The sequence below is a fragment of the Pseudomonas sp. FSL R10-1350 genome (genome assembly GCF_009600525.1).
GTDB classification, from domain to species: Bacteria; Pseudomonadota; Gammaproteobacteria; order Pseudomonadales; family Pseudomonadaceae; genus Aquipseudomonas; species Aquipseudomonas helleri.
Window position 1 is genome coordinate 1 of the sequence record NZ_WIVR01000052.1, and the last position, 25,659, is coordinate 25,659.

Genomic DNA, 25,659 nt, shown 5'->3' on the forward strand with positions numbered 1-25,659 from the left:
GTGGCGCGCGAATGCCGCGCGCAGGCGGTCATCGGCCTGGGTGGCGGCAGCTCGCTGGACATCGCCAAACTGGTGGCCTTGCTCTGCGGCCACGATCAACGGCTGGAGGACATCTACGGCATCGGCCTGGCCAAAGGCCCGCGCTTGCCGCTGATCCAGGTTCCGACCACCGCAGGCACAGGGTCGGAAGTCACGGCGGTGGCCATTGTCACCACCCCGAGCCACGAGAAAAAGGGCGTGGTCAGCCCGCTGCTGTACCCCGATATCGCGTTGCTCGATGCGCGGCTGACGGTCGGCTTGCCCGCCGCTGTCAGCGCCATGACCGGTGTGGATGCCATGGTTCATGCCATCGAGTCCTACACCAGCGCGCACAAAAAGAACGTGCTGTCGGATGGCTTGGCGGTACAGGCATTGACCTTGCTGGCGGCCAACATGGACCGCGTGCTGGCCGAGCCCGGTGATTTGCAGGCGCGTTCGAACATGTTGCTGGGCTCAATGTTGGCGGGCATGGCCTTCGCCAACGCGCCGGTGGCAGCGGTGCATGCACTGGCGTATCCGCTGGGCGGACATTTCCATGTGCCCCACGGCTTGAGCAATGCCTTGGTGCTGGTGCCGGTGTTGAACTTCAACCGCCCGGCCGCCGAAGCCTTGTACGCGCAATTGGCCAGTGCGGTGTTACCGGGGCAGCGCTTCGCCAGCCCCCGCGAGGCGTGCGACGGCTTTATCGACTCTATGACCCGGCTGGTGGCGCGCATGCCGTTTGCCCAGCGCCTGAGCGAAGTGGGTGTCACCGAATCAGACATCAATCAGCTAACCGATGACGCCTTGAAAATCGAGCGTCTGCTGATCAACAACCCCCGCCCGCTTGACCGCGACGACATCCACGCCCTCTACACCTCGGTGTTGTAAACGCCGGGCCCTGTAGGAGCGAGCTTGCCTCGCGATCTTTTAAACGATCAAAAGATCGCGAGGCAGTGCATTCATCAGTTAACAGGAGTCAGCGATGAACCATGAATTCAGAAGCGTGCCGCGCATCATTTGCGAAGCCGGGGCACTGCAAGAACTTGGCTATGTATTCCGTGGCCTGGGGGCACAGCGGGTGCTGCTGGTGTGCGATCCGGGGATTGTCAGCCTCGGCTTTACCGGCCGTGCACAAGCGGTACTCGAAGCGGCCGGGTGCGCAGTGGCGGTGTTTGATCACGTCACGCCGGACCCGTCTTCAGCCGTGGTCGAGCAAGCCGCCCGCCAGGCCAAGGCATTCCAGGCCGACGGCGTGCTGGGCCTGGGCGGTGGCAGTTCACTGGACGCCGCCAAGCTGGTCGCTCTGCTGACCAACAGCGAGCAGCCGCTGGAAAACCTCTACGGCACCGACAAAGCCCGTGGCAAACGGGTACCGTTGGTGCTGATGCCGACCACCTCAGGCACCGGTTCGGAGGTGACGTGGGTGTCGGTGATCACCGATCCGCAGAATAAAAAACAGGCGGTCTATTCGCCGCAACTGCTGCCGGACGTGGCCATTCTCGATCCGTTGTTGACCTTGGGCCTGCCGCCCAAAGTGACGGCGGCCACGGGGCTGGACGCCATGGTGCATGCGATTGAGGCCTACACCAGCCGCACCCGGAAAAACCCGATTTCCGATGGTCTGGCCACGGCCGCGTTGAGCTTGCTGGGCAGTAACCTGCGCAAAGTGCTGGCTGACGGCACGGACCTGCCAGCGCGTACGGCCATGCTGCAAGGGTCGTTGATGGCGGGCATGGCGTTCGTCAATGCGTCGGTGGCGGCGATTCACGCCCTGGCGTATCCGCTGGGTGCGCGCTTTCACATCCCCCACGGCCACGCCAACGCTTTGGTCATGGCCCCGGTGCTCCGCTTTAACCTGGCAGCGGCTCAGCGCCAATACGCCGAGCTGGCGGCGCACCTGTTGCCGGGCGAGCATTTTGCCGACGAAGCCAGCGCCGCAGAAGCCTTTGTGCGAGCCATCGAAAGCCTGGTCGAGGACAGCGGCCTGGAGCTGCGTTTGTCTGAGTTGAAGGTGGATGAGCCGTCACTGGCGGTCATGGCCAGCGAGGTGGTGGTGGGCATTCGTCGCTTGATCGACAGCAACCCGTGCGACATGAACGAGCAGGAGGTTGAAGCGATTTACCGGGGTATTTTTTAAGCCTGAGCAGCGGCGCCCTCAGGCGCCGCTGTTCCGTTCAGCGCAACAGATTGACCTTGGCCAGATCAATCAACTCCTTGGCGCGGCCATCCATCACGGTTTTAAGCATGAACAGGCTAAAGCCCTTGGCTTGTTCGAAGGTTTTGGTCGGTGGCATCACCAGTTCCTGGCGGGCGCTGACCACGTCCACCAGCACCGGGCCGTCATGGCTGAAGGCTTCACGCAATGCGGCTTCCAGCTGCGAAGGGTGCTCGACGCGAATCCCTTTGACGCCCATGGCTTCGGCCATCGCGGCAAAGTTGGGGTTGTCCAGGTCGCAGCCCACGTCCGGGAAACCGGCCGCCTTCATTTCCATTTCAACAAAGCCCAGAGTGCCGTTGTTCAGCACAATGACTTTGACCGGCAAACCCACCTGATTGAGGGTCAAGAAGTCGCCCATCATCATGGTAAAACCGCCATCGCCCGACATGGAAATCACTTGGCGGTAAGGGAAGGTCGCTTGCGCGCCGATGGCTTGCAACATGGCGTTGGCCATCGAGCCGTGGTTGAAAGAGCCGACCAAGCGGCGCTGGCCGTTCATTTTCAGGTAACGGGCGGCCCATGCGGTCGGGGTGCCGACATCACAGGTGAAAATCGCATCTTCTGCCGCCAGCTCGCTGACCAGACGGTTCAAGTATTGCGGGTGGATGATGTCGCTGTTGGGGCCGCTTTCAGCCAGGGCGTCTAGGTCCTGACGGGCTTTTTTGTAATCTTTGAGGGCTGATTCAAGGTGATCGCGATCCGGGTTTTGCGCCAGCTTGGGCAGCACGGCCTGTAACGTCAGCTTCACATCGCCAAGAAGCCCCAACTCCAGGCCGCAGCGATTGCCCAGCGCTTCGGGGCGCAGGTCGATCTGCGCGATGTGGCCGTGCTCCGGGTAGAACTGCCGATAAGGGAAATTGGTACCGAGCATCAGCAGCGTGTCGCAGTTTTTCATGGCCAGATAACCCGATGCAAAACCGATCAGCCCGGTCATGCCGACGTCATACGGGTTGTCGTACTCCACATGCTCCTTGCCGCGCAACGCATGCACGATGGGTGCGTTCAGGCGTTCGGCCAGGGCGAGGATTTCGGTGTGGGCATCGACGCAGCCGGCGCCGCACAGCAGGGTGACTTTTTTGCCGTCATTCAAAAAGGCTGCCAACTCATCGATATCGCTGTCGCTGGGGCGCACCAGCGGCTGAGTCGGGGTAAGCCAGTTCGGTACTTTCGCTTCGGTTTGCTGTAGCGCCACGTCCCCCGGAATCACCACCACCGCCACGCCGCGTTTGGCGATGGCGATGCGCATGGCGCGCTCCAGAATTTGCGGCAGTTGCTCGGGGCGCGAGACCAGTTCCACGTAGTGGCTGCACTCCTTGAACAAGCTCTCGGGGTGCGTGGCCTGAAAGTAGTCAATGCCGATTTCGCTGCCCGGAATGTGCGCGGCCAGCGCCAGCACCGGCACACCGCTGCGATGGGCGTCGAACAGGCCGTTGATCAAATGCAGGTTGCCGGGCCCGCAACTGCCGGCACACACCGCCAGTTCGCCGGTCAGATGCGCTTCAGCGCCTGCGGCAAAGGCTGCGGCCTCTTCGTTGCGCATGTGAATCCACTTGATCTGCTCCTGGCGGCGCAGCGAGTCGGTAAAGCCGTTCAAAGAATCGCCGACCACGCCATACACACGTTTAACGCCGGCTTGCTGAAAAGTCTCGGTGATGAAATCGGCTACTGTTATGGACACGGAGGACGCCTCTCAAAGTCAGATAAAAGATGGCTTGGGTTACCTTTGCCCAAGCAGGATAGACACTGCATCCGACCTTGCCGGTTTTTAAAACGTTCGATGAAAATCTGTTCATGTGCCACAACCGTGCCGCTCTCTAGCGCGCGGCTGGGCGATTAATGTTTAGTCAGCCTGCAACTGAATATCTGAAACTCTGTGTTGCATCGGGTCACCCAGTCGTGTGAGGCTACGGCTTCAATGTTGACCAAGGTCGAAGGTATGGGTGGTTTGCGAGGAGCGCATGAACGACGCAGTGTGTCGCAGACACCGCTATTGCGTGGCGTTCGGTCCCGTTACTTTGCTCCTTGCCCCTCCAGCCGTTGTGCACTCCCTTCCAAATTGGCCTTTTGGGCCCTGTTCCACTGCCGGCATGCCCGCCCGCCGGATACTCGTGTTTCGCATTAAGTCCTGACTGCCTGCTGCCTTGAAAAGGCGCAGTTGCCTTGGCGCGCCCGTGCGCCTGTCTGATACGAAATGATGAGCATGACCATGACTGCTACGACCCCGTTTGCCCCGCTGAATGAAGCCCTCGATTTTCTGGAACTGAACCCGGATATCGAGATGTTCGAGCTGTTTATCATCGACAACAACGGCGTGCCGCGCGGCAAGTTGCTGCACCGCGATGAGTTGCTGGCGGTGTATGAAAGCGGGCGGCCGCTGCCGAGCACGATTCTGGGCTTGAGCATTAACGGCGATGACGTCGAAAACACCGGGCTGGTGTGGGACGTGGGCGATATTGACTGCCGGGCCTACCCGATCAGCGGCAGTTTGCAACGCATGCCGTGGCGTTTGATCCCCACCGCCGCCGTGCAAGTCAGCATGCACCCGACCCAAGGCATGCCAGCCACAGTGGCCGATCCACGGCATTTGCTGGCCAAGGTTATTGATGGCCTGAAAGCTGACGGTTATTACCCGGTGATGGCGGCCGAGATGGAGTTTTACCTGCTCGATCAGCAGCGCGACAGCAACGGGCGCCCGCAACCGGCCCGTGATGCCGACGGTCAGCGGCCCCGTGCAACCCAGGTGTACGGGCTGCGTGAGCTGGAGCAAATCGAGCCGTTCCTCGCGGACTTGTACAGCGCCTGCAAACTGCAAGGGATTCCGGCGCGCACGGCGATATCTGAATACGCACCGGGGCAGGTCGAAATCACCCTTGAACACCGCGCCGATGCCTTGCAGGCCATGGACGAAGCGGTGCGCTACAAACGCCTGGTCAAGGGCGTGGCGCACAAGCACGGGATGGTCGCGTGTTTTATGGCCAAGCCGTTTGATGACCTCGCTGGCACCGGTCTGCACATGCACGTGAGCCTGGCCGACAAGGACGGCAATAACCTCTTCGCCAGCGAAGCACCGGCCGGGACACCGCTGCTCAAACACGCGGTGGGCGGCATGCTCAGCACTTTGCTCGACTCGTTGCTGATGTTTTGCCCGAATGCCAACTCGTATCGCCGTTTCCAGAGCAACAGCTACGCGCCGCTGGCTGCGACCTGGGGGGTGGACAACCGCACCGTGAGTTTGCGTGTCCCCGGCGGCCCGGCGTATTCGCGGCACATTGAGCACCGAATCTGTGGCGCAGACGCCAACCCGTACCTGGCCGCTGCGGCCATTCTGGCTGGTATTCATCGCGGGATCCGTGAGCAGCGTGATCCGGGTGCGCCGATTGAAGGCAATGGCTACGCCCAGGCCAGCGAATTGCTGCCAACTGACTGGCTGACCACCTTGCGCGCGCTGCAAGCGTCGGAGTGGGCCAAGGAGGCGTTTGGCCCGGAGTTCCTGAAGGTGTATCTGGCCGTGAAAAACGGCGAGTACCGCCAGTTCATGGGCGAAGTGGGCGAGCAGGACTGGCGCTGGTATTTGCAGCAGGCGTAATCAGCGCTGCTGATCAATTTGTAGGAGCGAGCTTGCCTCGCGATCTTTTGAACGTTTAAAAGATCGCGAGGCAAGCTCGCTCCTACAGAATTGCGTGTTTAATCACGCTGCTTTTCATACTTTCCTAACATTTTTTTCACTGGTTGCCCCTTAACCTTTGTGTTGAATATCCCTAAACACAAGAGTTCGCGGGCCCATGTCATCGCAGCTGCCTTCCACCATTGAGCTTGAGTTCGCCGAGCGTTACGACCGCGAACATGCGCAGGTCTGCCTGGCCGTCCGGCCATCAGGGCTTGTCCGGCGTCTGGCCGGGTGGCGTGAGCAGCGACTGGTTCGCCGGGCACTTAAAGTGGCGGGGGAGCCGGGGCTGGTGTTCGATGTGGCCTGCGGCGTCGGGCGTTTCTGGCCGTTGCTGGCCGAGCACGGCAACCGGGTCATTCTGGCGGCGGACGCTTCGCAAGGCATGCTCGACCATGCGCAAACCCATCATCCCGCCAGCCTGTTAAAACGCATCACACTGTTTAAAAGCTCGGTGTTTTCCATCGATTTGTCTGAAAACGCCGTGGACAGCATCTTTTGCATGCAGCTGTTTCATCACGTCAGTGACAGCGAGCATCGCCTGGCCATTTTGCGTGAACTCTCTCGGGTTAGCCGCGACACGTTGATTGTGTCGGTGTCGGTCGGGCGCACCACCCGCCAGCGTGACAGCCAGCGGGTGGTCATCAGCAAGCATGAGCTTGAAACGCAGTTCGCCCTGGCGGGCTTCAGCATCCTCAAGCATTACGATGTGCTGCCCGGCTTTGCACAGGGCAGCATTTATGTGTTGCGCAAAGGCGCTTAGTTCAGGGCCTTGAAAATCGCGTAGGCCAGCTCTACGCGGGCGCTGTTGGGGTAGTTTTTGTTGGCCAGTATCACCACGGCCTGCTGTTTGTCGGGCAGGACCGCGATGTAACCGCCAAAGCCTGAGGTAGAGCCGGTTTTGTTAAGCCATACGGCTTTTTGTGGCGCCAGCGGCGGGTTCAACGCCACAGCCTTGTTGGTCTCATAGGCCATGGTGTTTGAGTTGCCTTCCAGCAAGTCTGCCTGTGTGACCGGGTAAGGGTATTGCTCCCAAATCAGGTCCTGGGTCATGGGGCCGATCTGGAAGTAGCCGGTGTGGGTGTTCTGCACGGCACGTTCGATCGCCGATGCGGGCTTGCCCGTGTTCAGGTTCAGTTGCGCGAAATGAATCAGGTCGCGAGCGCTGGTCCGCACGCCATAGGCTTCGTCGGCCAGCACGTCCGAGGTGAGCCTGCGCGGCTGGTTCTGCTTGTCATACCCTTGGGCATACAGTGGCATTTTGTCCTGCGGCACGCTCAGATAGGTGCTGCTCAGGCCCAAAGCGGGGTAGAGCATGTTTTGCATGGCCGACTTGAACGGCATCTGCAAGCTCTTGGCGGCGATCACGCCGAGCATGCCAATGCTGGGGTTGGCGTAGGTTCTGTGGGTGCCGGCTTGATAAGTCGGCTGCCAGTGTTTGAGGTAATCCTGCAGTTGCTCATCGTTTTTTACGTTGTCTGGCACTTGCAAGGGAAAACCCCCGGCCGTGTGCGTTGCCAGATGCAACAGCGGCACTTTGCCGAACGCACTGCCTTGCAACTGCGGCAGGTAGTGGCTGACTGGCTCGGCGAAAGACAGCTTGCCTTCGACTTGCGCGTAGGACGCCAGGGTGGCGGTAAACAGTTTGCTGATCGAACCGACTTCAAACAGCGTGTCGGGGGTTGTTCTGGCATCGGTTTCTTTGGAGGCCAGGCCGAAGCTGTAGAACTGCTGTTTGCCCTTGTCGCTGATGGCAATGACCAGGCCAGGCACTTCGTACTGCTGCATCAGCGCTTTCGCGGCTTTTTGCACGCTGTCTTCAATGTCGGGGGCAAAGGGCTCGGCATGGGCAACGCTGGCAAGGGTGCTCAGCGCAAGGGCGCAGGCTGCAGTGGAGAGTGTTCGGGTAATGCGCATACAGGGCAGTCTCGATTTTATTAGTGGGTATAGCGCCTGGCACAACGCCAGATTCACTCATTACCTTGTCACGTCATATTTCGTAACGACGCCATCGGGGTAAATCAAGCGCGATATTTTAGAGGTTGAAACGCGTCAAGTCATGGGCGGAGATAAAGTTACTGACAAAAAATAACGAAGTATTGAAGGTCATAGCCTTTTAATGCGTAGGTTTTTTCGTCGCCAAGATTGCGAGTCGATGCTCGGAATACCCTGGTAGCGATATATACTGCGCGCCATTCTTCAAGGGAGAGCCGTGTGGCCATCGATATTCACTGGATTCGCGACAACGATAGCCTCGGCCAACATTGTGCCGAATGGCAACACTTGCCATTCATAGCCCTCGACACCGAATTTATGCGGGTCGACACCTTTTACCCGATTGCCGGGCTGATTCAAATTGGCGACGGCGAACGGGCTTTTCTGATTGACCCCTTGACCATCGACAACTGGCAGCCGCTGGCTGCACTGCTGGAAAACCCGGCGGTGGTTAAAGTGCTGCATGCGTGCAGTGAAGACCTGGAAGTGCTGTTGCGCCTGACGGGCAGCTTGCCTGCGCCGTTGTTCGACACCCAACTGGCAGCGGCCTATCTGAACCTGGGCTTCTCGATGGGTTATTCGAGGCTGGTCAAAGAGGTGCTCGACCTCGACCTGCCTAAAGGCGAAACCCGTTCTGACTGGTTGCAACGCCCGTTGTCGGAAACGCAGATCAGCTACGCCGCTGAAGATGCCCAGCATCTGGCTGAGGTGTATGTGCAGTTGCGTCCGCGCCTGTCGGATGACAAGTACAACTGGGTGCTGGAGGACGGCGCCGAACTGGTGGCCAACCTGCGCCGTGAGGTCGACCCTTACGAGGTGTACCGAGAGGCCAAGCTGGCCTGGAAACTCTCGCGTCAGCAACTCGCGGTGTTGCGCGAAGTGTGCGCCTGGCGTGAGCTGCAAGCCCGCGCCCGGGACCTGCCACGCAACCGTGTGGTGCGTGAGCATGCGCTGTGGCCATTGGCCAAAACCCAGCCAGACAACCTTGTGGCCCTGGCGCGCATTGAAGACATGCACCCGCGTACGGTGCGTCAGGATGGCGAATTCCTGCTGGATCTGATCAAGCGGGCAAGCAGCCAGGGCCCGGACCAATGGCCCCCGGCCGTGCCTGAGCCGTTGCCGGTCGAGGCTGCTGCGCTGGTCAAGCGCCTGCGTGCCATCGGTCAGGCCGAGGCTGAGCGTCTGAACATTGCGCCTGAGCTGATGCTGCGCAAGAAAACCCTCGAAGCCCTGCTCAAAAGCGGCTACCCCGAGGGGCCTTATCAATTGCCCGATTCACTGCGCGGTTGGCGCCGTGAGCTGATGGGCCAGGCGCTGCTTGATTGCCTGGCCGACGCTGGAGAACCGTCTTGAAACATATTTGCTCGATCTACCGCAGCCCAAAACGCAACGGCATGTACCTGTACGTGTTAAAAGCCGAAGCACTGGAGCGTGTGCCAGAAACCCTGTTGAGTGGTTTTGGCAAACCGCAGCACGCCTTCGACCTGGTGCTGACCCCGGAGCGCACACTGGCCCGTGAAGACATCGGCAAAGTCCTGGAAAATCTGGTCAATCAGGGCTACCACCTGCAAATGCCGCCGGCCGAAGACGAATACATCGAGCACTTGCCTGAAGAGCTGTTGCGTCGTAACGACCCTGTGTAAAGGCACTGGTGCAGAACAGACTCACTTTGATTGCCGGTGGCTGAACGCAATGGAGCAAACCCGGGCGCGGCGGCTGGCAATGGTTTAATAAGGTTAGAAGCATGCGTGTCCTGATTGCCGAGCAAGATTACTCGCTGTACGCCCAACTCTTGCAACAAGCGGCCCCTGAACTGCAAGTGCACACCAGCGGCGACTCGGCGCAACTGGCGCAGTTGGCTGCCGACTGCCCGGTGTGGCTGGGTCAACCGGACCTGATGGCCACCCTGTTGCGCCAAGGGCACACGCCGCAATGGCTGCAATCGACCTGGGCCGGGATCACCCCGTTACTTGCTGAAGGGTTGGGGCGCGATTACCGGCTGAGTCGTGCGGTCGGTATTTTTGGTCAGGTCATGGCCGAATACGTACTGACCTACATGCTCGGTCACGAACGTGAAGTGATGGCGCGGCTGGTCAGCCAGGTCGAGCGCAAATGGGACAATCGCACGGGCCAGAGCCTGGTCGGGCGCAAGGTCTTGATCGTCGGTGCAGGTGATATCGGCCAGACCGTGGCGCAGTTCCTGCAACCGTTCGGGGTTGAGCTGTACGCCATTGCCAGCAGCGCGCGGGAACAGGCGCCGTTCACCGAGGTTGCGACCTTAGGTGATCTGCCGCGTTTGGTCAGCCAGATGGATTACGTGATCAACCTGTTGCCCAACACTCCTGAAACCCACGACCTGTACGATGCCGAACTGTTTGCCCTGTTCAACCCCAACGCCGTCTTCATCAATGCCGGGCGGGGTGTGGCGGTGGTGGATGCTGACTTGGTTGAAGCGCTGCGTCTGGGGCACCTGGCCGGCGCCATCATTGACGTCTGCCGTCAGGAACCATTGCCGGCCAAACACCCGTTCTGGACAGCCTGGGGTCTGCTGCTGACCGGCCACAGTTCGGCACCCACCTCACCGCCGATGATGGTGCAACTGTTCATCGACAACCTGCGCGCATACCAGGCGGGCGAGCCGCTGCGTGGAGAAGTGGACTTCGAACGCGGGTATTAAAGGCTCAATTCATACTGTAGGAGCGAGCTTGCCTCGCGATCTTTTGATCTTTAAAGATCGCGAGGCAAGCTCGCTCCTACAGGCTGCAGTGTCCTCAAACCCCTTACAGGCTGAAATCACCTTCAGCGACCAGCTTGCTCAACGGCTCGCGCTGGCTTGGGACTTCCTTGGCTTGCAGGTAGTCCACCAGGCTCGCTTTGTCGCCCAGTTTGCCAATGGCAACCATGGCCTGAACCGCGTAACCCTCAGGGATCTTCAGCTCGGTGCGGGCCCGTTCAAAATCCAGACCGCTCATGCCATGGGTGTGCCAGCCGCTCAAGTGCGCTTGCAAGGCCAGTTGGCCCCACGCGGCGCCTGTATCAAAGGCGTGGGTGGGTGCAGGTTTTTCTTCTGTGCTGCCCGGTGCGGCGAAGGTGGTTTTCGACACGATTACCACCAATGCCGCGGCGTGCTTGGCCCAACCCTGGTTGAACTCAACCAGCAGGCTCAAGTAACGCTCAAACTCAGGGGTGCCGCGCAGGGCGAACAAAAAGCGCCAAGGCTGTGCGTTGTATGCCGACGGGGCCCAGCGGGCCGCTTCGAAAAAGCTCAGCAGGGTTGGCTTGTCCAGGGTTGCGTCGGTAAAGGCGCGCGGCGACCAGCGCTGGGTGAATTGCTCGTGAATCGGGTGTTCGGCAACGCGGTTGGAGGTTGGCATTCGAGTTTCCTGAGTGGATTTGACCAGCCGCAAAACTACTGTCATGTCTGCAAGCTGACAAGTCCTGTTACGCCGTCAGTCACAAGCGCTTGGCCCACGGCAGCTTGGGCACTAGACTGGCGGCCTTTTCCACTCCCTGATGTTGATGTTTGAGCCATGGCCGCAATCGTAAAACCCTTCTGGATCCGCAAAACCCTCGATCAACTCGATCAAGAGGAGTGGGAGTCGTTGTGCGACGGCTGTGGCCTGTGCTGCCTGCAAAAACTCGAAGATGAAGAGGACAACAGCGTCTACTACACCCGTATCGCCTGCAAATTGCTCGACATGAAAACCTGCCAGTGCAGCGACTATGCCAACCGTCGTGACAGCGTGCCCGATTGCATCCAGTTGTCACCCGGCAAGGCTGAAGAGTTCAAGTGGCTGCCGCCCACTTGCGGTTACCGGCTGGTCAGTGAGCGCAAGGACTTGCCGCTCTGGCACCACCTGGTCTGCGGAGACCCTGAGGCCGTGCATCATGAGCGCATTTCGCAATCCGGGCGCATGCTGGCCGAGGGCAGCGTGCCGGAAGACGACTGGGAAGATCACCTGATTTTCCGCGCCGGTTAAGTGCCGGAGCGGTACAAAGGAGTGTGTATGCCGCTGTGTTTTAAATGGCCTTTGGGCGTGTTGCTGATCATCGCCAGCGGCCCGCTGTGGGCGGGCAAAAAAGTCGACCTGGATTACCTCGTGCAACTGATGCCGCAGAGCAATCAGGCGCAGGTGCGCCTGACCCTGGCTGAAGGCTCTGCGGTGCGAAGCCTGGACTTCGACCTGGGGGGGGCCGACAGTTACAGCGATTTCAAGGCGGACGGACAGTGGCAATTGACCCCGGACCCCGAGCACAGCCGTGGCCTTTGGCATCCGGGGCCGGGCAAGGTCAGCCTCACTTACCGCGTGCAGTTGAATCACCCGCTCAAAAATGGCAGCTACGACACCCTCATGACCCCGACCTGGGCCTTGTTTCGCGGTGAACAGTTGGTCCCGCCTGCAAGCCTCGATCAACAAGACGGCACCGAGTTGGTCTCGCGGCTTGAGTTCGAACTGCCCAAGGGCTGGAAAAGTGTTGAAACCGCGTGGCCGCGTATCGGTAAGAACCGCTTTCGCATTAACGATGCTTCCCGGGTGTTTGACCGGCCTACGGGCTGGATGCTCGCTGGCACGCTAGGCACCCGGCGTACCACCTTGGGTGAAACCGAAGTGACCGTGTCGGCGCCAAAAGGGCAGGGCATGCACCGCATGGATGTCATCACCTTGCTGACGTTTGTGTGGCCGCAAGTGCAAGCCGTGTTCCCGCGTAACCCACCTAAACTGTTGATCGTGGGGGCGGCCAGCCCGATGTGGAAAGGCAGTACGGCTGACCACAACTCAATTTATCTCTCAAGCGTCCTGCCGCTGGTCAGCGAAAGCGGCAGCAGCCCGTTACTGCGAGAAGTGGTGCAAGTGTTTGCCGGCATAAATGCCGAGCCAGGCCATGAGTGGATCGTTGACGGTCTCAGTGAGTACTACGCCATTGAACTGCTGCGCCGTGCGGGCGGCATGAGCGACGAGCGTTATCAGACCCTGCAGCATCGGCTCAATGCGGCCGGTAAAGGCGTCACTCATTTGCGCGCAGCGACCGTTAACCAGGCGATGCAGGCCCGTGCGGTAACGGTGTTGCAGGCACTGGACCGCGAAATACGCTTGCAAACACACAACAAGCGTTCGCTGGATGACGTGAGCCGGGCGCTGATGCGCATGGACAAGGTGAACACGGCGTCGTTCATCCAGCTCAGCGAGAGTGTGCTGGACGGGAACTCCAGTGTGTTGGACAGCCCATTGCTGCGCTAATCTGCGCATCGCACTGATATTGATTTACATATTTGGGCATACAACCTGGCCCTATTGTCAGGTGCTCCAAATAGGCACATGGTAGACACTTCAGTTTCATTTACTGGAGTGTCAAACCATGACGGTTTCAATCATCAGCTTTAACTATGATCCCCTTGATCGCTATATAGCGTTTACGCGTTCGGATGAGCCTGTTGGGTTGCGTTTCTATCAGAGAGATCAGTGGGTAACGGCCATTCAGGGCAACGTGGCCACTTCGCTGTTGCGCAATAATCATCAAGCGCTTGCACAACGTGACTCTACAGGGGCCACCTTATTTGCAACCGACTTGCCCGGTTCTGCCATAAGCCTTGTCAAGCCACTGCATCCGGTTAATAACGTTGTCTATAGCCCTTATGGTTATTCCCGGTCTCTCGACAGTACGGGTGCGTTTGTGGGGTTTAACGGCGAATTGCCTGAAGCCATTACCGGTCATTATTTATTGGGCAATGGTCATCGAGCGTATAACCCGGTACTGATGCGATTTAACAGCCCTGACTCGCTGAGCCCCTTTTCAAAAGGCGGTATTAATGCCTACGCGTATTGCTCGGGTGACCCAGTTAACAAACAGGACCCAACGGGTAGATTTTTTACCCAGTGGTTAAAAATGCTACGCAGGGTGCCTCCGGCAGTTGCAGTTACCGGATCTACTGCACCTGGAGTGCTTGAGCAAGCACAAGAGGTGTTTGACTTGAGCTGTAGAGCGTTGATACCCGGCACTGGGCCGCGAACGTTCGACTCACCTGGAAGACAGTATATTAGTGACGTGGCTTCACAAGGTTCGCTGAGCCAGCCTTTTTCTCGTGCGTTGATGACGGTCAATCATAATTTGAACACTAATGGCGTCCCCTTGGATCAGGTTGCGGGTAACCACTACGGCGCCCTCTTGGCGGACGTGGAGAGGGGACATACCTCCAACGCAGGCGCACATGCGATCGCGGCTGCATATTGGTTAATGAATACGTCTGGAGCCGAAAGAGTCGTGGGGGCGAGCTTCAACTTTTTCGGCTTTCTGTTTGCGGGACCTCATGATGCAAAGGCTTTTAAGACCGGCGTTGCTCTGCGTAGCCAGAGATAATGCTGGTTTGATTGGAGCACACTGTCGTCTTTTATGGCAGCAACGATAATGCCGATAAATAGCTCAAGTTCTACCTGAGAACTTGGTAATCAAGGCTGTTGCAAACAAAGGGTGCTTTCATACCGTTCGATTCAATAAACATACGGACTGAAGCGTACCTGAAGGTTCGCTGTTGATAACGTATGGATAACGAATACCTATCAGATCTGCTAGTTGTGCTGGTGCTGACATTTATTTAAGATTTTATGCCTTACGGTGTGTGCGCAATATTATAGGTGGGCTGCACAATGGACAGGCAATCGGGAAAAACAATCGCGACTGATGGCGACGTAAAACATTGGATGACCTCCCTTCATCCCTTGCTGGGCACTTTAAAGTTGCATGAGCTAAAAATCCCTTCAACCCAGCACTCAGGGTTGATTGAATGCGACGGTCAGCAGGATGAAAGCAACGGGTCCGATTCCACCGGGTCGCCCTGGGGATTCCAGATTGAGGCCGGTATCAGGGCGTTGGATTTACGAATTTACCAACATAAGGAAGGGCATTGGGTTTTTCACTACAATAACTTGCCTTCCTTGCACTCCGTACAGAGCCTGATCGATTGGTGTAATGCTTACTACAGTGCGCCAGAGCCGATCATTAATAATGAGATTATTGTTTTACATATTCATGGTTGTTTCTCGCCCATGGATCAATTTAACGACAGTCAGTTGAGAGATCTTTTTGTTAATGGCTTGCGATCAACGAGCTTGATACCGCGCCGTGCGGCCCTTTTGAATTTGATGCAGATACACCAAGATTATCCAGGGAAAAACATTGTTCTCAGTTGGGATAGATGTGTGGATGATGATTTAATCTGGCCTTATCGCTGGCAGGGCTGGGTCAAGACTGATGTGCCTGCGGGAAAAGAACACAAAGCCACGTTGCCGCTGCGTTTAATTTGTAATGCCGTCACAGAATGTATTTCAACACTCGTTGTGGCGAATACCAGTTCTCCTGCTATGAGTGCTGGTCAGCCGAGCGTCTGTTCTGAGCTTGATCATGGTTTGATTGAAAAGTGTATAAATTACAATCTCGATGCTGCGCCGTTTTATGCTCCTGAACTTGAGCAAAGTGGGTATAACTATGTTTCGGAAAAATTTCATTTGATTATTAATCCTGTTTTGAGGGCGGTGCAATACCAGATTGACTTTCTTGGAAGGGGCTTTATGGCGTATCCGCACACATTATCTAATGGTTGTCATAATATTGAAATCCCCGTCGCGAGGAATCAGATGTTCAACTTGACTGTTCGTGCGTTGGATGCCAGGGGGAAAATTTCAGAGTCTAAAATGTTAAGCGTTAATACAACTGCTCCCGCTCCTATTGTTGCGTTTAGTGACCCAAACAGTTCTGGGAATTCTAAGATAAAAAATATACGTATTGAAGGTGCTGGTTCCAATAGGGTCGCTTTCATAATGTTGGATATAAATAGCTTTTACGACTTCCCTCAAGTGGAGATAACGATTTTTCGCTTGCAGAAGGAAGGTATAGATAACAGTCCTGCGGTATATCAAAAATTAGTTTCTAAGAACGCGGCGGGTGCTATGTTTCCCATGGTTGAAGGCGGGGTGTATGTAGCAGTCGTGCAGGGGGCCGACTTTGGAGGCTATAGGTACGGAACCGTTTGGGAACGATTTGGCTCTTGGTCCTGAGTAAAGGCTTAACAAAAAATACAGGCTTAAATGGTGGTCGCCGCCAGTCTGGCGGCGGCTTGTATGATCGGCTGCTCTAACAGGACCACGTTATAACTTGCGGAGCAGAAGGTAGCCTGCGCAGAGATAATTGCTTCCTGTCATTCATTTTTTACACCTTCTTTACGTCCCCGTACGCCTCTCGATCTCGATCCTTTACGCCCACATTGCACACACTCTTCCTACACGCGGCAGGTGGCGCTTTGGGAGAGTTGTCATGGGCGTTCTGGATGGGGTGTCCCTGCTGCTGGCAGTGGGGCTGTTCGTTTATCTGTTGGTTGCGCTGTTGCGCGCAGATCAGAACTAGGAGCGGATATGCACAGTTATGACTATGCGCTGATTCTGGCCTTCTTCGTTCTGGTATTACTGCCAGCACCGTGGCTGGGGCGCTTTTATTACAAAGTGATGGAAGGTCAGCGTACCTGGATGACCCCGGTACTGGGGCCCGTCGAAAACGTGTGCTATCGCATTGCCGGGGTTGACCCGAACAGTGAGCAAAGCTGGGTTAAATACATGCTGGCGCTGCTGGCCTTTAACCTCGCGGGCTTTGTCATCCTGTTCGCGATTCTGCTGTTTCAACAGTACCTGCCACTCAACCCGCAACACTTGCCGGGGCAAGAGTGGACACTGGCATTCAACACGGCGGTGAGCTTTGTCACCAATACCAACTGGCAGAGTTACAGCGGCGAAGCGTCGCTCAGCTACCTCAGCCAAATGGTCGGCCTGACCGTGCAGAACTTTGTCAGTGCGGCCACCGGCCTTGCGGTACTGGTTGCGCTGTGTCGCGGTATCAGCCGCCGCTCAACCAAAACCCTGGGTAACTTCTGGGCGGACATGACCCGCGCCACGCTGTATGGCCTGTTGCCATTGTGCCTGGTGCTGGCGGTGTTTCTGGTGTGGCAGGGCGTGCCGCAAACCTTTGCGCACTATGTCAACGCTGTGACGATGCAAGGTGTCGACCAGGTGATCCCGCTGGGCCCGGCTGCCAGCCAGATTGCGATCAAGCAACTGGGCACCAATGGCGGTGGTTTCTTCGGTGCCAACTCGGCGCACCCGTTCGAGAACCCGACGGCCTGGAGCAACCTGTTTGAACTGGCGTCGATCATTTTGATCCCGGTTGCGCTGGTGTTCACCTTTGGCCATTACGTCAAAGACTTGCGCCAAAGCCGGGCAATCATGGCCTGCATGCTGGCGTTGTTCCTGATCGGTGGCGGCACCGCGCTGTATGCCGAGTACCAGCCCAACCCGACGCTGAACAGCCCGCTGGTTGAGCACACTGCGCCACAGGAAGGCAAGGAAGTCCGCTTCGGCACCACCGCCACAGTGCTGTGGGCCGAGACCACTACCGCCGCTTCCAACGGTTCGGTGAACGCCATGCACGACAGCCTCAACCCTATGAGCGGGATGGTGGCGATGGTCAACATGATGGTCGGCGAAGTGATCTTCGGCGGTGTCGGTGCCGGGCTCTACGGCATGTTGCTCAACGTGCTGATCGCGGTGTTCCTTGCCGGCCTGATGATCGGCCGCACCCCGGAGTACCTCGGTAAAAAGCTGCAAGCCAAAGAAGTGCAATTGCTGGTGGTGACCCTGCTGGTGATGCCGGTGGGTGTGCTGGTGTTGGCCGCCATTGCGGCGGTGTTGCCCAGTGCAGTGGCGGCGGTGAGTAACCCCGGCCCACACGGTTTCAGCCAGATCTTGTACGCCTTCACCTCGGCCAGTGCCAACAACGGCTCGGCGTTTGGCGGGCTCAGTGGCAACACGCCGTTTTACAACCTGATGCTGAGCCTGGGCATGTTGCTCGGTCGCTTCGGTTACATCCTCCCGGTACTGGCCCTGGCAGGCAGCCTGGCGATGAAGAAAACCGCACCGATTGGCCAAAACACCTTCCCGACCCACGGCCCGTTGTTTGTGGCACTGCTGACCGTGACCATTTTGCTGGTAGGCGGCCTGACCTTCTTGCCGACGCTGGCACTGGGTCCCATCGCTGAACAACTGACTATGGGCTTCTAAGGAGACGATCATGACTATGCCTGCTCCTGTTTCAAAATTGACGCCTACGCCTGAAACCCAGGCGCCGCAAACCCCTAAAACGGCGTTTGCCGACCTCTGGCGCCCGGCGTTGCTGCAAGCCTTTGTCAAACTCGACCCGCGCCAGCTGAAACGCTCGCCGGTGATGCTGGTGGTTGAGCTGACCGCCATTTTTACCTCGGTGTTGTGCTTTATGCCCGAGGCGTCGGTGCCCACCGCGGTGGCCGTGCAAATCGCCATCTGGCTGTGGTTCACCGTGTTGTTCGCCAACTTTGCCGAAGCCTTGGCCGAAGGCCGCGGTAAAGCACGCGCCGACAGCCTCAAGGCCGGTAGCGAGGGTTTGAGTGCTCGCCGCCGGACCACGACGGGCAGCTTTGAAATCGTGCCGGCAACCCGCCTGCGCAAAGGTGATGTGGTGCGCGTTGAGGCCGGGGAGATGATCCCCGGTGACGGCGAGGTGATCGAAGGGATTGCCGCCGTCAACGAGGCCGCGATTACCGGCGAGTCTGCGCCGGTGATTCGTGAGTCGGGTGGGGATCGCTCGGCGGTCACCGGTAACACCCGGTTGGTGTCGGACTGGCTGCTGGTGCGCATCAGCACCAACCCCGGCGAGTCAACCCTGGACCGCATGATTGCCCTGGTCGAAGGCGCCAAACGGCAGAAAACCCCGAACGAAATCGCCTTGGATATTCTGCTGATCGGCCTGACCCTGATCTTCCTGATCGTGGTGGTGACCCTGCAACCGTTTGCCTTCTATGCCGGTGGCAGCCTGCCGCTGGTGTTTCTGGTTGCGCTGCTGGTCACGCTGATCCCGACCACCATTGGTGGCTTGCTGTCCGCCATCGGTATCGCCGGTATGGACCGTCTGGTGCGCCTCAACGTGATCGCCAAATCGGGCCGTGCGGTTGAAGCAGCGGGTGACGTGCATGTACTGATGCTCGACAAGACCGGCACCATCACCTTTGGTAACCGCCGTTGCGCCGCCCTGTATGCCTCACCGGGTGTGACCGCCAAAGAGCTGGCCGAAGGGGCGCTGCGTGCGTCATTGGCGGATGACACAGCAGAAGGCAAGTCCATCGTCGAATTCATTCGCGGCTTGCACAGCTTCACTGAGCCTGCGGTCGAGGAATTCACAGCGGTGCCGTTTACCGCCGAAACACGCTTGTCGGGTATCGACTACCACGGCCGGGTGTACCGCAAAGGCGCGGTGGATTCGGTGCTGGCGTTTGTTGGTATGAAACGTCACGAAGTGCTGCCTGCGTTGTCCCGTGAAATCGACAAAATCGCACAAAGTGGCGGCACCCCGTTGCTGGTCTGTGGCCAGGGCCGTTTGCTCGGCGCAATCCACCTCAAAGACGTGGTCAAGCCCGGCATTCGCGAGCGCTTTGCCGAACTGCGCAAGCTGGGCATTCGGACCGTGATGGTGACCGGCGACAACCCGTTGACCGCCGCCGCAATCGCAGCCGAAGCCGGGGTGGATGATGTGCTGGCCGAGGCCACACCCGAGAAAAAACTGGCGCGCATTCGCCACGAACAAAACGACGGCCGCCTGGTAGCGATGTGCGGCGACGGCGCCAACGACGCCCCGGCGCTGGCTCAGGCTGACGTGGGCATGGCGATGAACGACGGCACCCAGGCGGCGCGTGAAGCGGCCAACATGGTCGACCTCGATAGCGACCCGACCAAGCTGCTGGACGTAGTGCAAATCGGCAAGGAACTGCTGGTGACGCGAGGCGCGCTGACGACCTTTTCGATTGCCAACGACGTGGCCAAGTACTTCGCGATCCTGCCCGCGCTGTTTGCTTCGATCTACCCGCAGTTGGGCGTGCTCAACATCATGCACCTGGCCAGCCCGCAGAGCGCGATTCTTTCGGCCATCGTGTTCAACGCGCTGATCATCGTGGTGTTGATTCCCTTGGCCCTGCGCGGGGTGCGGGTACAGGCGGCCAGCGCTGCACACTTGCTGCGTCGCAACCTGCTGATCTATGGCGTGGGCGGGCTGGTGGTGCCGTTTATCGGCATCAAGCTGATCGACATGCTGCTCACTGCGCTGCACTTGGTTTAAGCGTTTTCGGAGGGATTGATCATGGCAAATTTATTACGTCCGGCCTTGAGCCTGATGCTGTTGATGACCGTCATTACCGGCGTGGCTTACCCGCTGGTCGTGACCGGGATCGCCCAAGTGGCGTTCCCGCAGCAAGCCAACGGTAGCCTGGTGCGTGACAGCGCGGGGCAGGTCAAGGGCTCGGCATTGATTGCGCAAGACTTTACCGGTGATGACTGGTTCCACCCACGGCCTTCGGCGGGCGCGTTTGCCACGGTGTCCAGTTCGGCGAGCAACCTGGCGCCGAGCAACCCGGCCCTGGCCACACGGGTCAAGGAGAGTGCGGCGCAGCTTGCCGTGCCGGATCAAGGCCCGGTGCCAATGGCCATGCTGACCACGTCGGGCAGCGGTCTGGACCCGCACTTGCCACCGGAGGCAATTCGCTATCAACTGGTACGGGTTGCAGCGGCTCGGCACTTGCCGGTACAAACGGTTGAACAGTTGCTTGAACAACACATCGAACAACCGTTGATAGGCCCGCCGGTGGTCAATGTGCTGTTGCTGAACCAGGCGTTGGCGCAGTTGCAGTAAATCTCCTGTAGGAGCGAGCTCGCCTCGCGATCTTTAAAACTCGCGAGACAAGCTCGCTCCTGCAGTTTCAGGTATTCATCAGGACAAACCCATGAGCCATTCCGGTCGCGCCGATGCGTTGTTAGCTGACTTGCCACGCGCAGGCCGTGGCCGGCTCAAAGTGTTTCTGGGCGCGGCCCCCGGCGTTGGCAAGACGTACGCCATGCTGCAGGCCGCGCACACCCAATTGCGCCAGGGAGTCTCGCTGTTGGCCGGGGTGGTCGAAACCCATGGCCGCGCTGAAACCGAAGTGTTGCTCAACGGCTTGCCTCAACTGGCCATGCTGCGCTCGGAGTACCGCGGCGTGCAGCTCGAAGAAATGGACCTCGATGGCCTGCTCGCGGCCAAGCCCAAGCTGGTGCTGGTCGATGAACTGGCCCACAGCAATGCCCCTGGCAGCCGCCATGCCAAGCGCTGGCAGGACGTGCAGGAGTTGCTGGCAGCGGGTATCGACGTCTATACCACGGTCAACGTTCAACATCTCGAAAGCCTCAATGACCAGGTGCGCGGTATCACCGGGGTGCAAGTGCGTGAAACCGTACCCGACTGGATCGTCCAGGAAGCCTATGAGCTGCTGTTGATCGACCTGCCACCCCGTGAGCTGCTGGAGCGGCTGCGCGAAGGCAAAGTCTATGTGCCTGAGCAGGCTCGTGCGGCCATCGATGCGTTTTTCTCCCAGACCAACCTCAACGCCCTGCGTGAACTGGCGATGCAGACCGCCGCCGTGTACGTCGACGATGAGCTGGACAAAGGCTATCGCCAGCAAGGGCAATCGGCCCCGGCGCTGCGTGGGCGGCTGTTGGTGGGCGTGGACGGTGATGTGCATGCCGAGCGTTTGGTTCGCCATGCCAGCCGGGTCGCAGAGCGGCGGCATTTGCCCTGGAGCCTGGTGCATGTGGATAACGGCACCGTGCGTGACGAGCAATCGCGCTTGCGCTTGCAGAGTGCCCAGCAATTGGCCGAGCGCCTGGGCGGCGAAGTGGTGTTGCTGCGTGCGGGCGAGGTGGCCAAAACCTTGATCCAGCACGCCAGCGAGCGTCGGGCCAGTCTGCTGTTGGTGGGGCAGTCGCGGCTGACCTGGCGCCGCCGGATGTTTGGCGGCGGGCTGGCTGCGCGCTTGCTGCGCGATGCCCATGGCCTGGAAATTAACGTGCTCGACCACGAGCAATCGCCCGCGCCGGTGGTTACCCGTGGCAAGCACACGCTGGTGTGGTTTGACTATGGTCTGGCGCTGGTGGCCACGGTGCTGGCCAGCGCCTTGGCCTGGGGGGTTTCCAGTGTGCTGGCGCTGCCCAACATCTCGCTGGTGTTTCTTGCGGCGGTGTTGCTGGTGGCGGTGCGCAGCAGCCTTGGGCCAGCGCTGGCCTGTGCGGCGATGTCATTTCTGGCTTATGACTTCCTGTTTATCCCGCCCAATTTCTCGTTCAGCATCCAGCGCGAAGAAGACGTGCTCACGCTGTTGTTCTTTCTGTTGATGGCGGCTCTCACCGGTAACCTGGCCGCGCGCCAACGCCGACAACTGCAAGCTTTGCGCGACACCCAGGAAGAAACCACGCAGTTGCTCGACTTGTCGCGCAAGCTCACCGCTGCCACAGACCGCCAGGCAGTCATCAATGCCGCCGCCCAGCATTTGAGTGGCTGGAAAGAGCTCAACATGTGCTTGCTCAAGCGCGATGACAACGGCGACTGGACCATCGAAACCGGAGGCCCTTTGCATTTCAACGAAGCCGAGCGCGCCGCTGCGGACTGGGCCTGGTCACACCTTCAACCGGCAGGCAAAGGCACGGGCACGTTGCCCATGGGCAATTGGTGGTGGTGGCCGATCAGCGCTGAAGAAGGGCCATTGGCCTTGCTCGGCGTGAGCCCCAAAGACGGCCAAACCCTCAGTGGCCAACGTCGGCGCCTGTTGATGGCTTTGAGTCAGCCGCTGGCCCAGGCGCTGGCCCGTGCGCGGTTGGCGCAAGACCTGGAAGCTGCGCGCCTGCATGGCGAAACCGAACAACTGCGCAGTGCTTTGCTGGCGTCGGTGTCCCATGACTTGCGCACCCCGCTGACCACCATGCGCGGCAGCATCGATACGCTGCTGGCGCTGGGCGAGGCTATCGCGCTGGAAGACCGGCGTGAATTGCTCGAAGGCACCCGCGATGAGGCCGAGCGTCTGGATCGCTACATCCAGAACCTGCTGGACATGACCCGCCTGGGCCACGGCGCCTTGAAACTGGCCCGTGACTGGGTGTCACCCGCCGACATCGTGGGCAGTGCCTTGAACCGGCTGCGTGCCGTGCTGGCGCCGTTGCAGGTGCAAGTGGATGTGCCGCCGCAACTGCCGTTGTTGCATGTGCATGCGGCGTTGATCGAACAGGCTTTGGTCAATGTGCTGGAGAACGCTGCACGTTTTTCTCCGCCCCATGGGCAGCTGCGCCTGAGCGCCGGGGCGCATGACGGTGAGCTGTGGTTTGCAGTGAGTGATCAAGGGCCGGGCATTCCCGAAGAAGACCGCGCCAAGATTTTTGACATGTTTTATACCGCTGCCCGTGGTGACCGAGGCGGGCAGGGCACCGGGCTTGGCCTGGCCATCTGCCTGGGCATGGTCGGCGCCCATGGCGGGCGCATCACCGTGGCTGAAGGCATCGACGGGCAAGGCACCTGTATCACCTTGTATTTGCCGTTGCGCGATCAACCGGCCATGGATCAGGAAGAGGCGGAGCGTGAAGACTGATACTCTTTGGCCATATTTTTGTTGCGATGAATTGCCATGAGCCAGCCAGCGACGATTTTGGTCATTGATGACGAACCTCAGATCCGCAAGTTTTTGCGCATCAGTTTGGCGTCCCAGGGCTACACCGTGCTTGAGGCGGCGACCGGGGCCGAAGGCTTAAGCCAGGCGGCGTTGAACAAGCCGGACGTCATGGTCCTCGATCTGGGCCTGCCGGACATGGACGGCCAACAGGTGTTGTGCGAGTTTCGCGAGTGGTCGACGGCGCCGGTGCTGGTGTTGTCAGTGCGCGCCAGCGAAGCGCAAAAAGTCCAGGCGCTGGACAGTGGCGCCAATGACTACGTGACCAAACCGTTTGGCATTCAGGAGTTTTTGGCACGCATCCGCGCCTTGTTGCGTCAGGCCCCTAGCGGAGAAACCCGGCAAGCGGCAGTTGAGCTGGGCCCGCTAATCATTGATCTGGCGTTTCGCCGGGTGCTGCTCGACGGCGTAGAAGTGGGCCTGACCCGCAAGGAATACGCGGTGCTGGCGCAACTGGCGAGCCATCCGGGGCGGGTGATTACCCAGCAGCAATTGCTCAAGGACATCTGGGGCCCGAGCCATGTCGAGAACAGTCACTACCTGCGGATCGTGGTCGGGCATTTGCGGCAAAAACTGGCCGATGATCCGACCTCGCCGCGTTTTATCGCCACCGAGGCCGGCGTGGGCTACCGGCTGTTGAGCTGACGCCGCGTCAGGGTTGCGAGCGCTGGTCAGCTTCATAGCGGTCCAGTGTGTCTTTGGCAATTTCCCGGCCCAGGGCGATCAGCTCGGCGGCCTTGTAAAACTCAAAGAAGCGGCACACCCGTTTTGGCACGTTGATCAGGATATCTGGCGGGTATCCGGCGATTTTGTACTGCGCCAAAGAGGTCTGCATCACCTCGAAGCTCTGGTTGATCAGATCCAGCAGCGAGGCGGGGCCGACGTTGTCGATGATGACCGAACCGGTGGCGGACTTGGGTGCGCCTTGCGTGTTGGCCGCAAGGCTGGGCGCAGGCTTGGGTGTCGCTGAGTCGATCCAGGGGTTGAAGGGCACTTCAGCTTCTGGCTCGGCGGCAGGCTTGAGCATCTCCTGTTCAAGGTCGAGCAGGTGCTCCGCCTGGCGGGTGCGAAACGGAATGTGAGAGCCCAGCGAATTCATCAGGTTGTTAAACCGGCCTTTAAAGGCCGCCGGGCGCGGGATCACCGGGAGCTGGTAATGGTTTTGCGTGGTGGAGTTGAGGTTGACGGCGACAATCAGGTCGCAGTGGCTGGACACCACCGGAACGATGGGCAGCGGGTTCAGCAAACCGCCATCGACCAGCATGCGATTGCCCTGCATCACCGGGGTAAACAGGCTGGGTATGGCCGCCGAGGCGCGCATGGCCTGGTGCAGGCAGCCTTCTTGAAACCAGATTTCCTGCTGATGGGTCAGGTCGGTGGCGACGGCGGTATAAGGGATGCGCAGGTCTTCAATATTGATCTCGCCGACAATGTTGCGAATTTGCCCGAAGACTCTCTCGCCACGAATGGCCCCGAGGCGAAAACTCACGTCCACCAGGCGCAGTACATCCAGATAATCCAGGCTTTGAATCCAGTCGCGGTATTGATCAAGCTTGCCGGCGGCATAAATCCCGCCTACCACGGCGCCCATCGAACAGCCAGCAATGCAGGCAATCTCGTAACCCCGGCTTTCGAGCTCTTCAATCACCCCAATGTGGGCATAGCCCCGTGCGCCTCCGGAGCCTAATACCAGTGCAATACGTTTCTTCATGAGCCGGTCCTTTGCAAGACAAGTGCTTACAATGCCTTTTTGTGTGAGTCAGTGACAGCTCAAAGCGGTTTGGCGAGCTAGTCTTGCTCCACGACGTTTTGCGTTACGGCACTTTTAGGCCGGTTGCCCGTCTTAGCACTGAACAATTATTTGAGGATTTGCCCCATGAAAGCTTGGATCTGTGTGCCATTAATGGCGATTGCTTTGGTCGGTTGCGCGGGCAAGAAGGTTTATCGTGACAGTTGCGGCACGCAGCTGGACGCGGCCTGGCACGAACTGGACCTGGCCAAGGCTGAAGGGTTTGCCGGTACGGTCAGCTATTCCAAAGCCCTGTCTTTGCTGACGGCGGCGAAAACTCAGCAACAATTCGAGGCCTTTGAAGGCTGCACGGCCAAGGCCGAGAAGGCGCGCTTCTATATCCAGGAGTCCCGCGCCGGGCGTTGAGGCGCCAACCTGACGAG

The 25,659-nt window shown here is 59.0% G+C and carries 22 protein-coding genes; 18 read left to right on the forward strand and 4 right to left on the reverse strand.

Going from position 1 to position 25,659, the window contains the following annotated elements; translation table 11 throughout:
* Together GHO25_RS19385 and GHO25_RS19390 are read left to right on the forward strand one after the other, a co-directional pair.
* The coding region (locus GHO25_RS19385; protein WP_153391811.1) for an iron-containing alcohol dehydrogenase at positions 1-909 on the forward strand (909 nt) is incomplete at its 5' end.
* Positions 910-1,003: 94 nt separating this feature from the next.
* On the forward strand, positions 1,004-2,158 hold the full coding sequence (locus GHO25_RS19390; protein ID WP_153391813.1) for an iron-containing alcohol dehydrogenase: 1,155 nt from the start codon (positions 1,004-1,006) through the stop codon (positions 2,156-2,158).
* 37 nt (positions 2,159-2,195) lie between these two features.
* On the opposite strand, the gene poxB is transcribed toward GHO25_RS19390, so the two are convergent.
* Complete coding sequence (gene poxB / locus GHO25_RS19395; protein WP_178110153.1) at positions 2,196-3,917, reverse strand: ubiquinone-dependent pyruvate dehydrogenase; 1,722 nt, start codon at positions 3,915-3,917, stop codon at positions 2,196-2,198.
* A gap of 528 nt (positions 3,918-4,445) precedes the next feature.
* Here poxB and GHO25_RS19400 point away from each other — a divergent pair.
* Both GHO25_RS19400 and GHO25_RS19405 read left to right on the forward strand, forming a co-directional pair.
* On the forward strand, positions 4,446-5,825 hold the full coding sequence (locus GHO25_RS19400; RefSeq protein ID WP_048368803.1) for a glutamine synthetase family protein: 1,380 nt from the start codon (positions 4,446-4,448) through the stop codon (positions 5,823-5,825).
* Between the two features lie 196 nt (positions 5,826-6,021).
* Complete coding sequence (locus tag GHO25_RS19405) at positions 6,022-6,666, forward strand: class I SAM-dependent methyltransferase (protein ID WP_153391815.1); 645 nt, start codon at positions 6,022-6,024, stop codon at positions 6,664-6,666.
* Here GHO25_RS19405 and ampC read toward each other — a convergent pair.
* The gene (gene ampC / locus GHO25_RS19410; RefSeq protein ID WP_372240951.1) at positions 6,663-7,814 is read right to left on the reverse strand and encodes a class C beta-lactamase; all 1,152 of its coding nucleotides are present in this window, start codon (positions 7,812-7,814) and stop codon (positions 6,663-6,665) included. The two genes, GHO25_RS19405 and ampC, sit on opposite strands and share 4 nt — an antisense overlap.
* A gap of 303 nt (positions 7,815-8,117) precedes the next feature.
* Between ampC and rnd the strand changes: the two genes are divergently transcribed.
* The 3 genes from rnd (at position 8,118) to GHO25_RS19425 (ending at position 10,575) form a co-directional block, all read left to right on the forward strand.
* Positions 8,118-9,251, forward strand: a complete 1,134-nt coding sequence (gene rnd / locus GHO25_RS19415) for a ribonuclease D (protein WP_178110154.1) — start codon at positions 8,118-8,120, stop codon at positions 9,249-9,251.
* Positions 9,248-9,541 (forward strand): YcgL domain-containing protein, encoded by a 294-nt coding sequence (locus GHO25_RS19420; protein ID WP_153391819.1) that lies wholly within the window; start codon positions 9,248-9,250, stop codon positions 9,539-9,541. The genes rnd and GHO25_RS19420 overlap by 4 nt, the downstream gene beginning before the upstream one ends.
* Before the next feature lie 101 nt (positions 9,542-9,642).
* Complete coding sequence (locus tag GHO25_RS19425) at positions 9,643-10,575, forward strand: D-2-hydroxyacid dehydrogenase (RefSeq protein ID WP_153391821.1); 933 nt, start codon at positions 9,643-9,645, stop codon at positions 10,573-10,575.
* 103 nt (positions 10,576-10,678) lie between these two features.
* On the opposite strand, the gene GHO25_RS19430 is transcribed toward GHO25_RS19425, so the two are convergent.
* Positions 10,679-11,272, reverse strand: coding sequence for a nitroreductase family protein (locus tag GHO25_RS19430; RefSeq protein WP_048368650.1), 594 nt, complete (start codon positions 11,270-11,272; stop codon positions 10,679-10,681).
* A 156-nt stretch (positions 11,273-11,428) separates the two neighbouring features.
* On the opposite strand from GHO25_RS19430, the gene GHO25_RS19435 reads away from it, so the two are divergent.
* The 10 genes from GHO25_RS19435 to GHO25_RS19480 all read left to right on the forward strand — a co-directional run bounded on the left by GHO25_RS19435 (position 11,429) and on the right by GHO25_RS19480 (position 24,132).
* The gene (locus GHO25_RS19435) at positions 11,429-11,878 is read left to right on the forward strand and encodes a YcgN family cysteine cluster protein (RefSeq protein ID WP_048368649.1); all 450 of its coding nucleotides are present in this window, start codon (positions 11,429-11,431) and stop codon (positions 11,876-11,878) included.
* Between the two features lie 27 nt (positions 11,879-11,905).
* Positions 11,906-13,138: a hypothetical protein gene (locus GHO25_RS19440; protein WP_153391823.1), complete on the forward strand. Its 1,233-nt coding sequence runs from the start codon at positions 11,906-11,908 to the stop codon at positions 13,136-13,138.
* Between the two features lie 118 nt (positions 13,139-13,256).
* Positions 13,257-14,255: an RHS repeat-associated core domain-containing protein gene (locus tag GHO25_RS19445; RefSeq protein ID WP_153391825.1), complete on the forward strand. Its 999-nt coding sequence runs from the start codon at positions 13,257-13,259 to the stop codon at positions 14,253-14,255.
* A gap of 287 nt (positions 14,256-14,542) precedes the next feature.
* Positions 14,543-15,949 (forward strand): hypothetical protein, encoded by a 1,407-nt coding sequence (locus GHO25_RS19450; protein ID WP_153391827.1) that lies wholly within the window; start codon positions 14,543-14,545, stop codon positions 15,947-15,949.
* Positions 15,950-16,205: 256 nt separating this feature from the next.
* Positions 16,206-16,295, forward strand: coding sequence for a K(+)-transporting ATPase subunit F (kdpF, locus tag GHO25_RS19455; protein ID WP_048368646.1), 90 nt, complete (start codon positions 16,206-16,208; stop codon positions 16,293-16,295).
* A gap of 8 nt (positions 16,296-16,303) precedes the next feature.
* Entirely contained in the window at positions 16,304-17,998 is a 1,695-nt protein-coding gene (kdpA, locus tag GHO25_RS19460) for a potassium-transporting ATPase subunit KdpA (RefSeq protein ID WP_153391829.1), read from the forward strand.
* A gap of 10 nt (positions 17,999-18,008) precedes the next feature.
* On the forward strand, positions 18,009-20,081 hold the full coding sequence (gene kdpB, locus GHO25_RS19465) for a potassium-transporting ATPase subunit KdpB (RefSeq protein WP_123750342.1): 2,073 nt from the start codon (positions 18,009-18,011) through the stop codon (positions 20,079-20,081).
* 21 nt (positions 20,082-20,102) lie between these two features.
* Positions 20,103-20,651, forward strand: coding sequence for a potassium-transporting ATPase subunit KdpC (gene kdpC, locus GHO25_RS19470; protein WP_153330578.1), 549 nt, complete (start codon positions 20,103-20,105; stop codon positions 20,649-20,651).
* 91 nt (positions 20,652-20,742) lie between these two features.
* Positions 20,743-23,409: a sensor histidine kinase KdpD gene (locus GHO25_RS19475; RefSeq protein WP_153391831.1), complete on the forward strand. Its 2,667-nt coding sequence runs from the start codon at positions 20,743-20,745 to the stop codon at positions 23,407-23,409.
* A 36-nt stretch (positions 23,410-23,445) separates the two neighbouring features.
* Positions 23,446-24,132, forward strand: coding sequence for a response regulator (locus tag GHO25_RS19480; protein ID WP_153391834.1), 687 nt, complete (start codon positions 23,446-23,448; stop codon positions 24,130-24,132).
* Positions 24,133-24,139: 7 nt separating this feature from the next.
* On the opposite strand, the gene GHO25_RS19485 is transcribed toward GHO25_RS19480, so the two are convergent.
* Positions 24,140-25,198: a patatin-like phospholipase family protein gene (locus GHO25_RS19485; protein ID WP_153330581.1), complete on the reverse strand. Its 1,059-nt coding sequence runs from the start codon at positions 25,196-25,198 to the stop codon at positions 24,140-24,142.
* A gap of 165 nt (positions 25,199-25,363) precedes the next feature.
* On the opposite strand from GHO25_RS19485, the gene GHO25_RS19490 reads away from it, so the two are divergent.
* A complete protein-coding gene (locus GHO25_RS19490; protein ID WP_048368639.1) occupies positions 25,364-25,642 on the forward strand; it encodes a hypothetical protein in 279 nt (92 codons plus the stop codon).
* Positions 25,643-25,659: the final 17 nt, after the last annotated feature.

Coding starts and splice junctions, on each gene's coding strand:
- GHO25_RS19445 (WP_153391825.1), top strand. CDS start 13,257: ATGACGGTTTCAATCATCAGCTTTAACTATGATCCCCTTGATCGCTAT.
- GHO25_RS19400 (WP_048368803.1), top strand. CDS start 4,446: ATGACTGCTACGACCCCGTTTGCCCCGCTGAATGAAGCCCTCGATTTT.
- GHO25_RS19440 (WP_153391823.1), top strand. CDS start 11,906: ATGCCGCTGTGTTTTAAATGGCCTTTGGGCGTGTTGCTGATCATCGCC.
- GHO25_RS19485 (WP_153330581.1), bottom strand. CDS start 25,198: ATGAAGAAACGTATTGCACTGGTATTAGGCTCCGGAGGCGCACGGGGC.
- GHO25_RS19480 (WP_153391834.1), top strand. CDS start 23,446: ATGAGCCAGCCAGCGACGATTTTGGTCATTGATGACGAACCTCAGATC.
- GHO25_RS19490 (WP_048368639.1), top strand. CDS start 25,364: ATGAAAGCTTGGATCTGTGTGCCATTAATGGCGATTGCTTTGGTCGGT.
- GHO25_RS19435 (WP_048368649.1), top strand. CDS start 11,429: ATGGCCGCAATCGTAAAACCCTTCTGGATCCGCAAAACCCTCGATCAA.
- kdpA (WP_153391829.1), top strand. CDS start 16,304: ATGCACAGTTATGACTATGCGCTGATTCTGGCCTTCTTCGTTCTGGTA.
- GHO25_RS19405 (WP_153391815.1), top strand. CDS start 6,022: ATGTCATCGCAGCTGCCTTCCACCATTGAGCTTGAGTTCGCCGAGCGT.
- GHO25_RS19425 (WP_153391821.1), top strand. CDS start 9,643: ATGCGTGTCCTGATTGCCGAGCAAGATTACTCGCTGTACGCCCAACTC.
- kdpF (WP_048368646.1), top strand. CDS start 16,206: ATGGGCGTTCTGGATGGGGTGTCCCTGCTGCTGGCAGTGGGGCTGTTC.
- GHO25_RS19430 (WP_048368650.1), bottom strand. CDS start 11,272: ATGCCAACCTCCAACCGCGTTGCCGAACACCCGATTCACGAGCAATTC.
- kdpB (WP_123750342.1), top strand. CDS start 18,009: ATGACTATGCCTGCTCCTGTTTCAAAATTGACGCCTACGCCTGAAACC.
- GHO25_RS19390 (WP_153391813.1), top strand. CDS start 1,004: ATGAACCATGAATTCAGAAGCGTGCCGCGCATCATTTGCGAAGCCGGG.
- GHO25_RS19475 (WP_153391831.1), top strand. CDS start 20,743: ATGAGCCATTCCGGTCGCGCCGATGCGTTGTTAGCTGACTTGCCACGC.
- kdpC (WP_153330578.1), top strand. CDS start 20,103: ATGGCAAATTTATTACGTCCGGCCTTGAGCCTGATGCTGTTGATGACC.
- GHO25_RS19450 (WP_153391827.1), top strand. CDS start 14,543: ATGGACAGGCAATCGGGAAAAACAATCGCGACTGATGGCGACGTAAAA.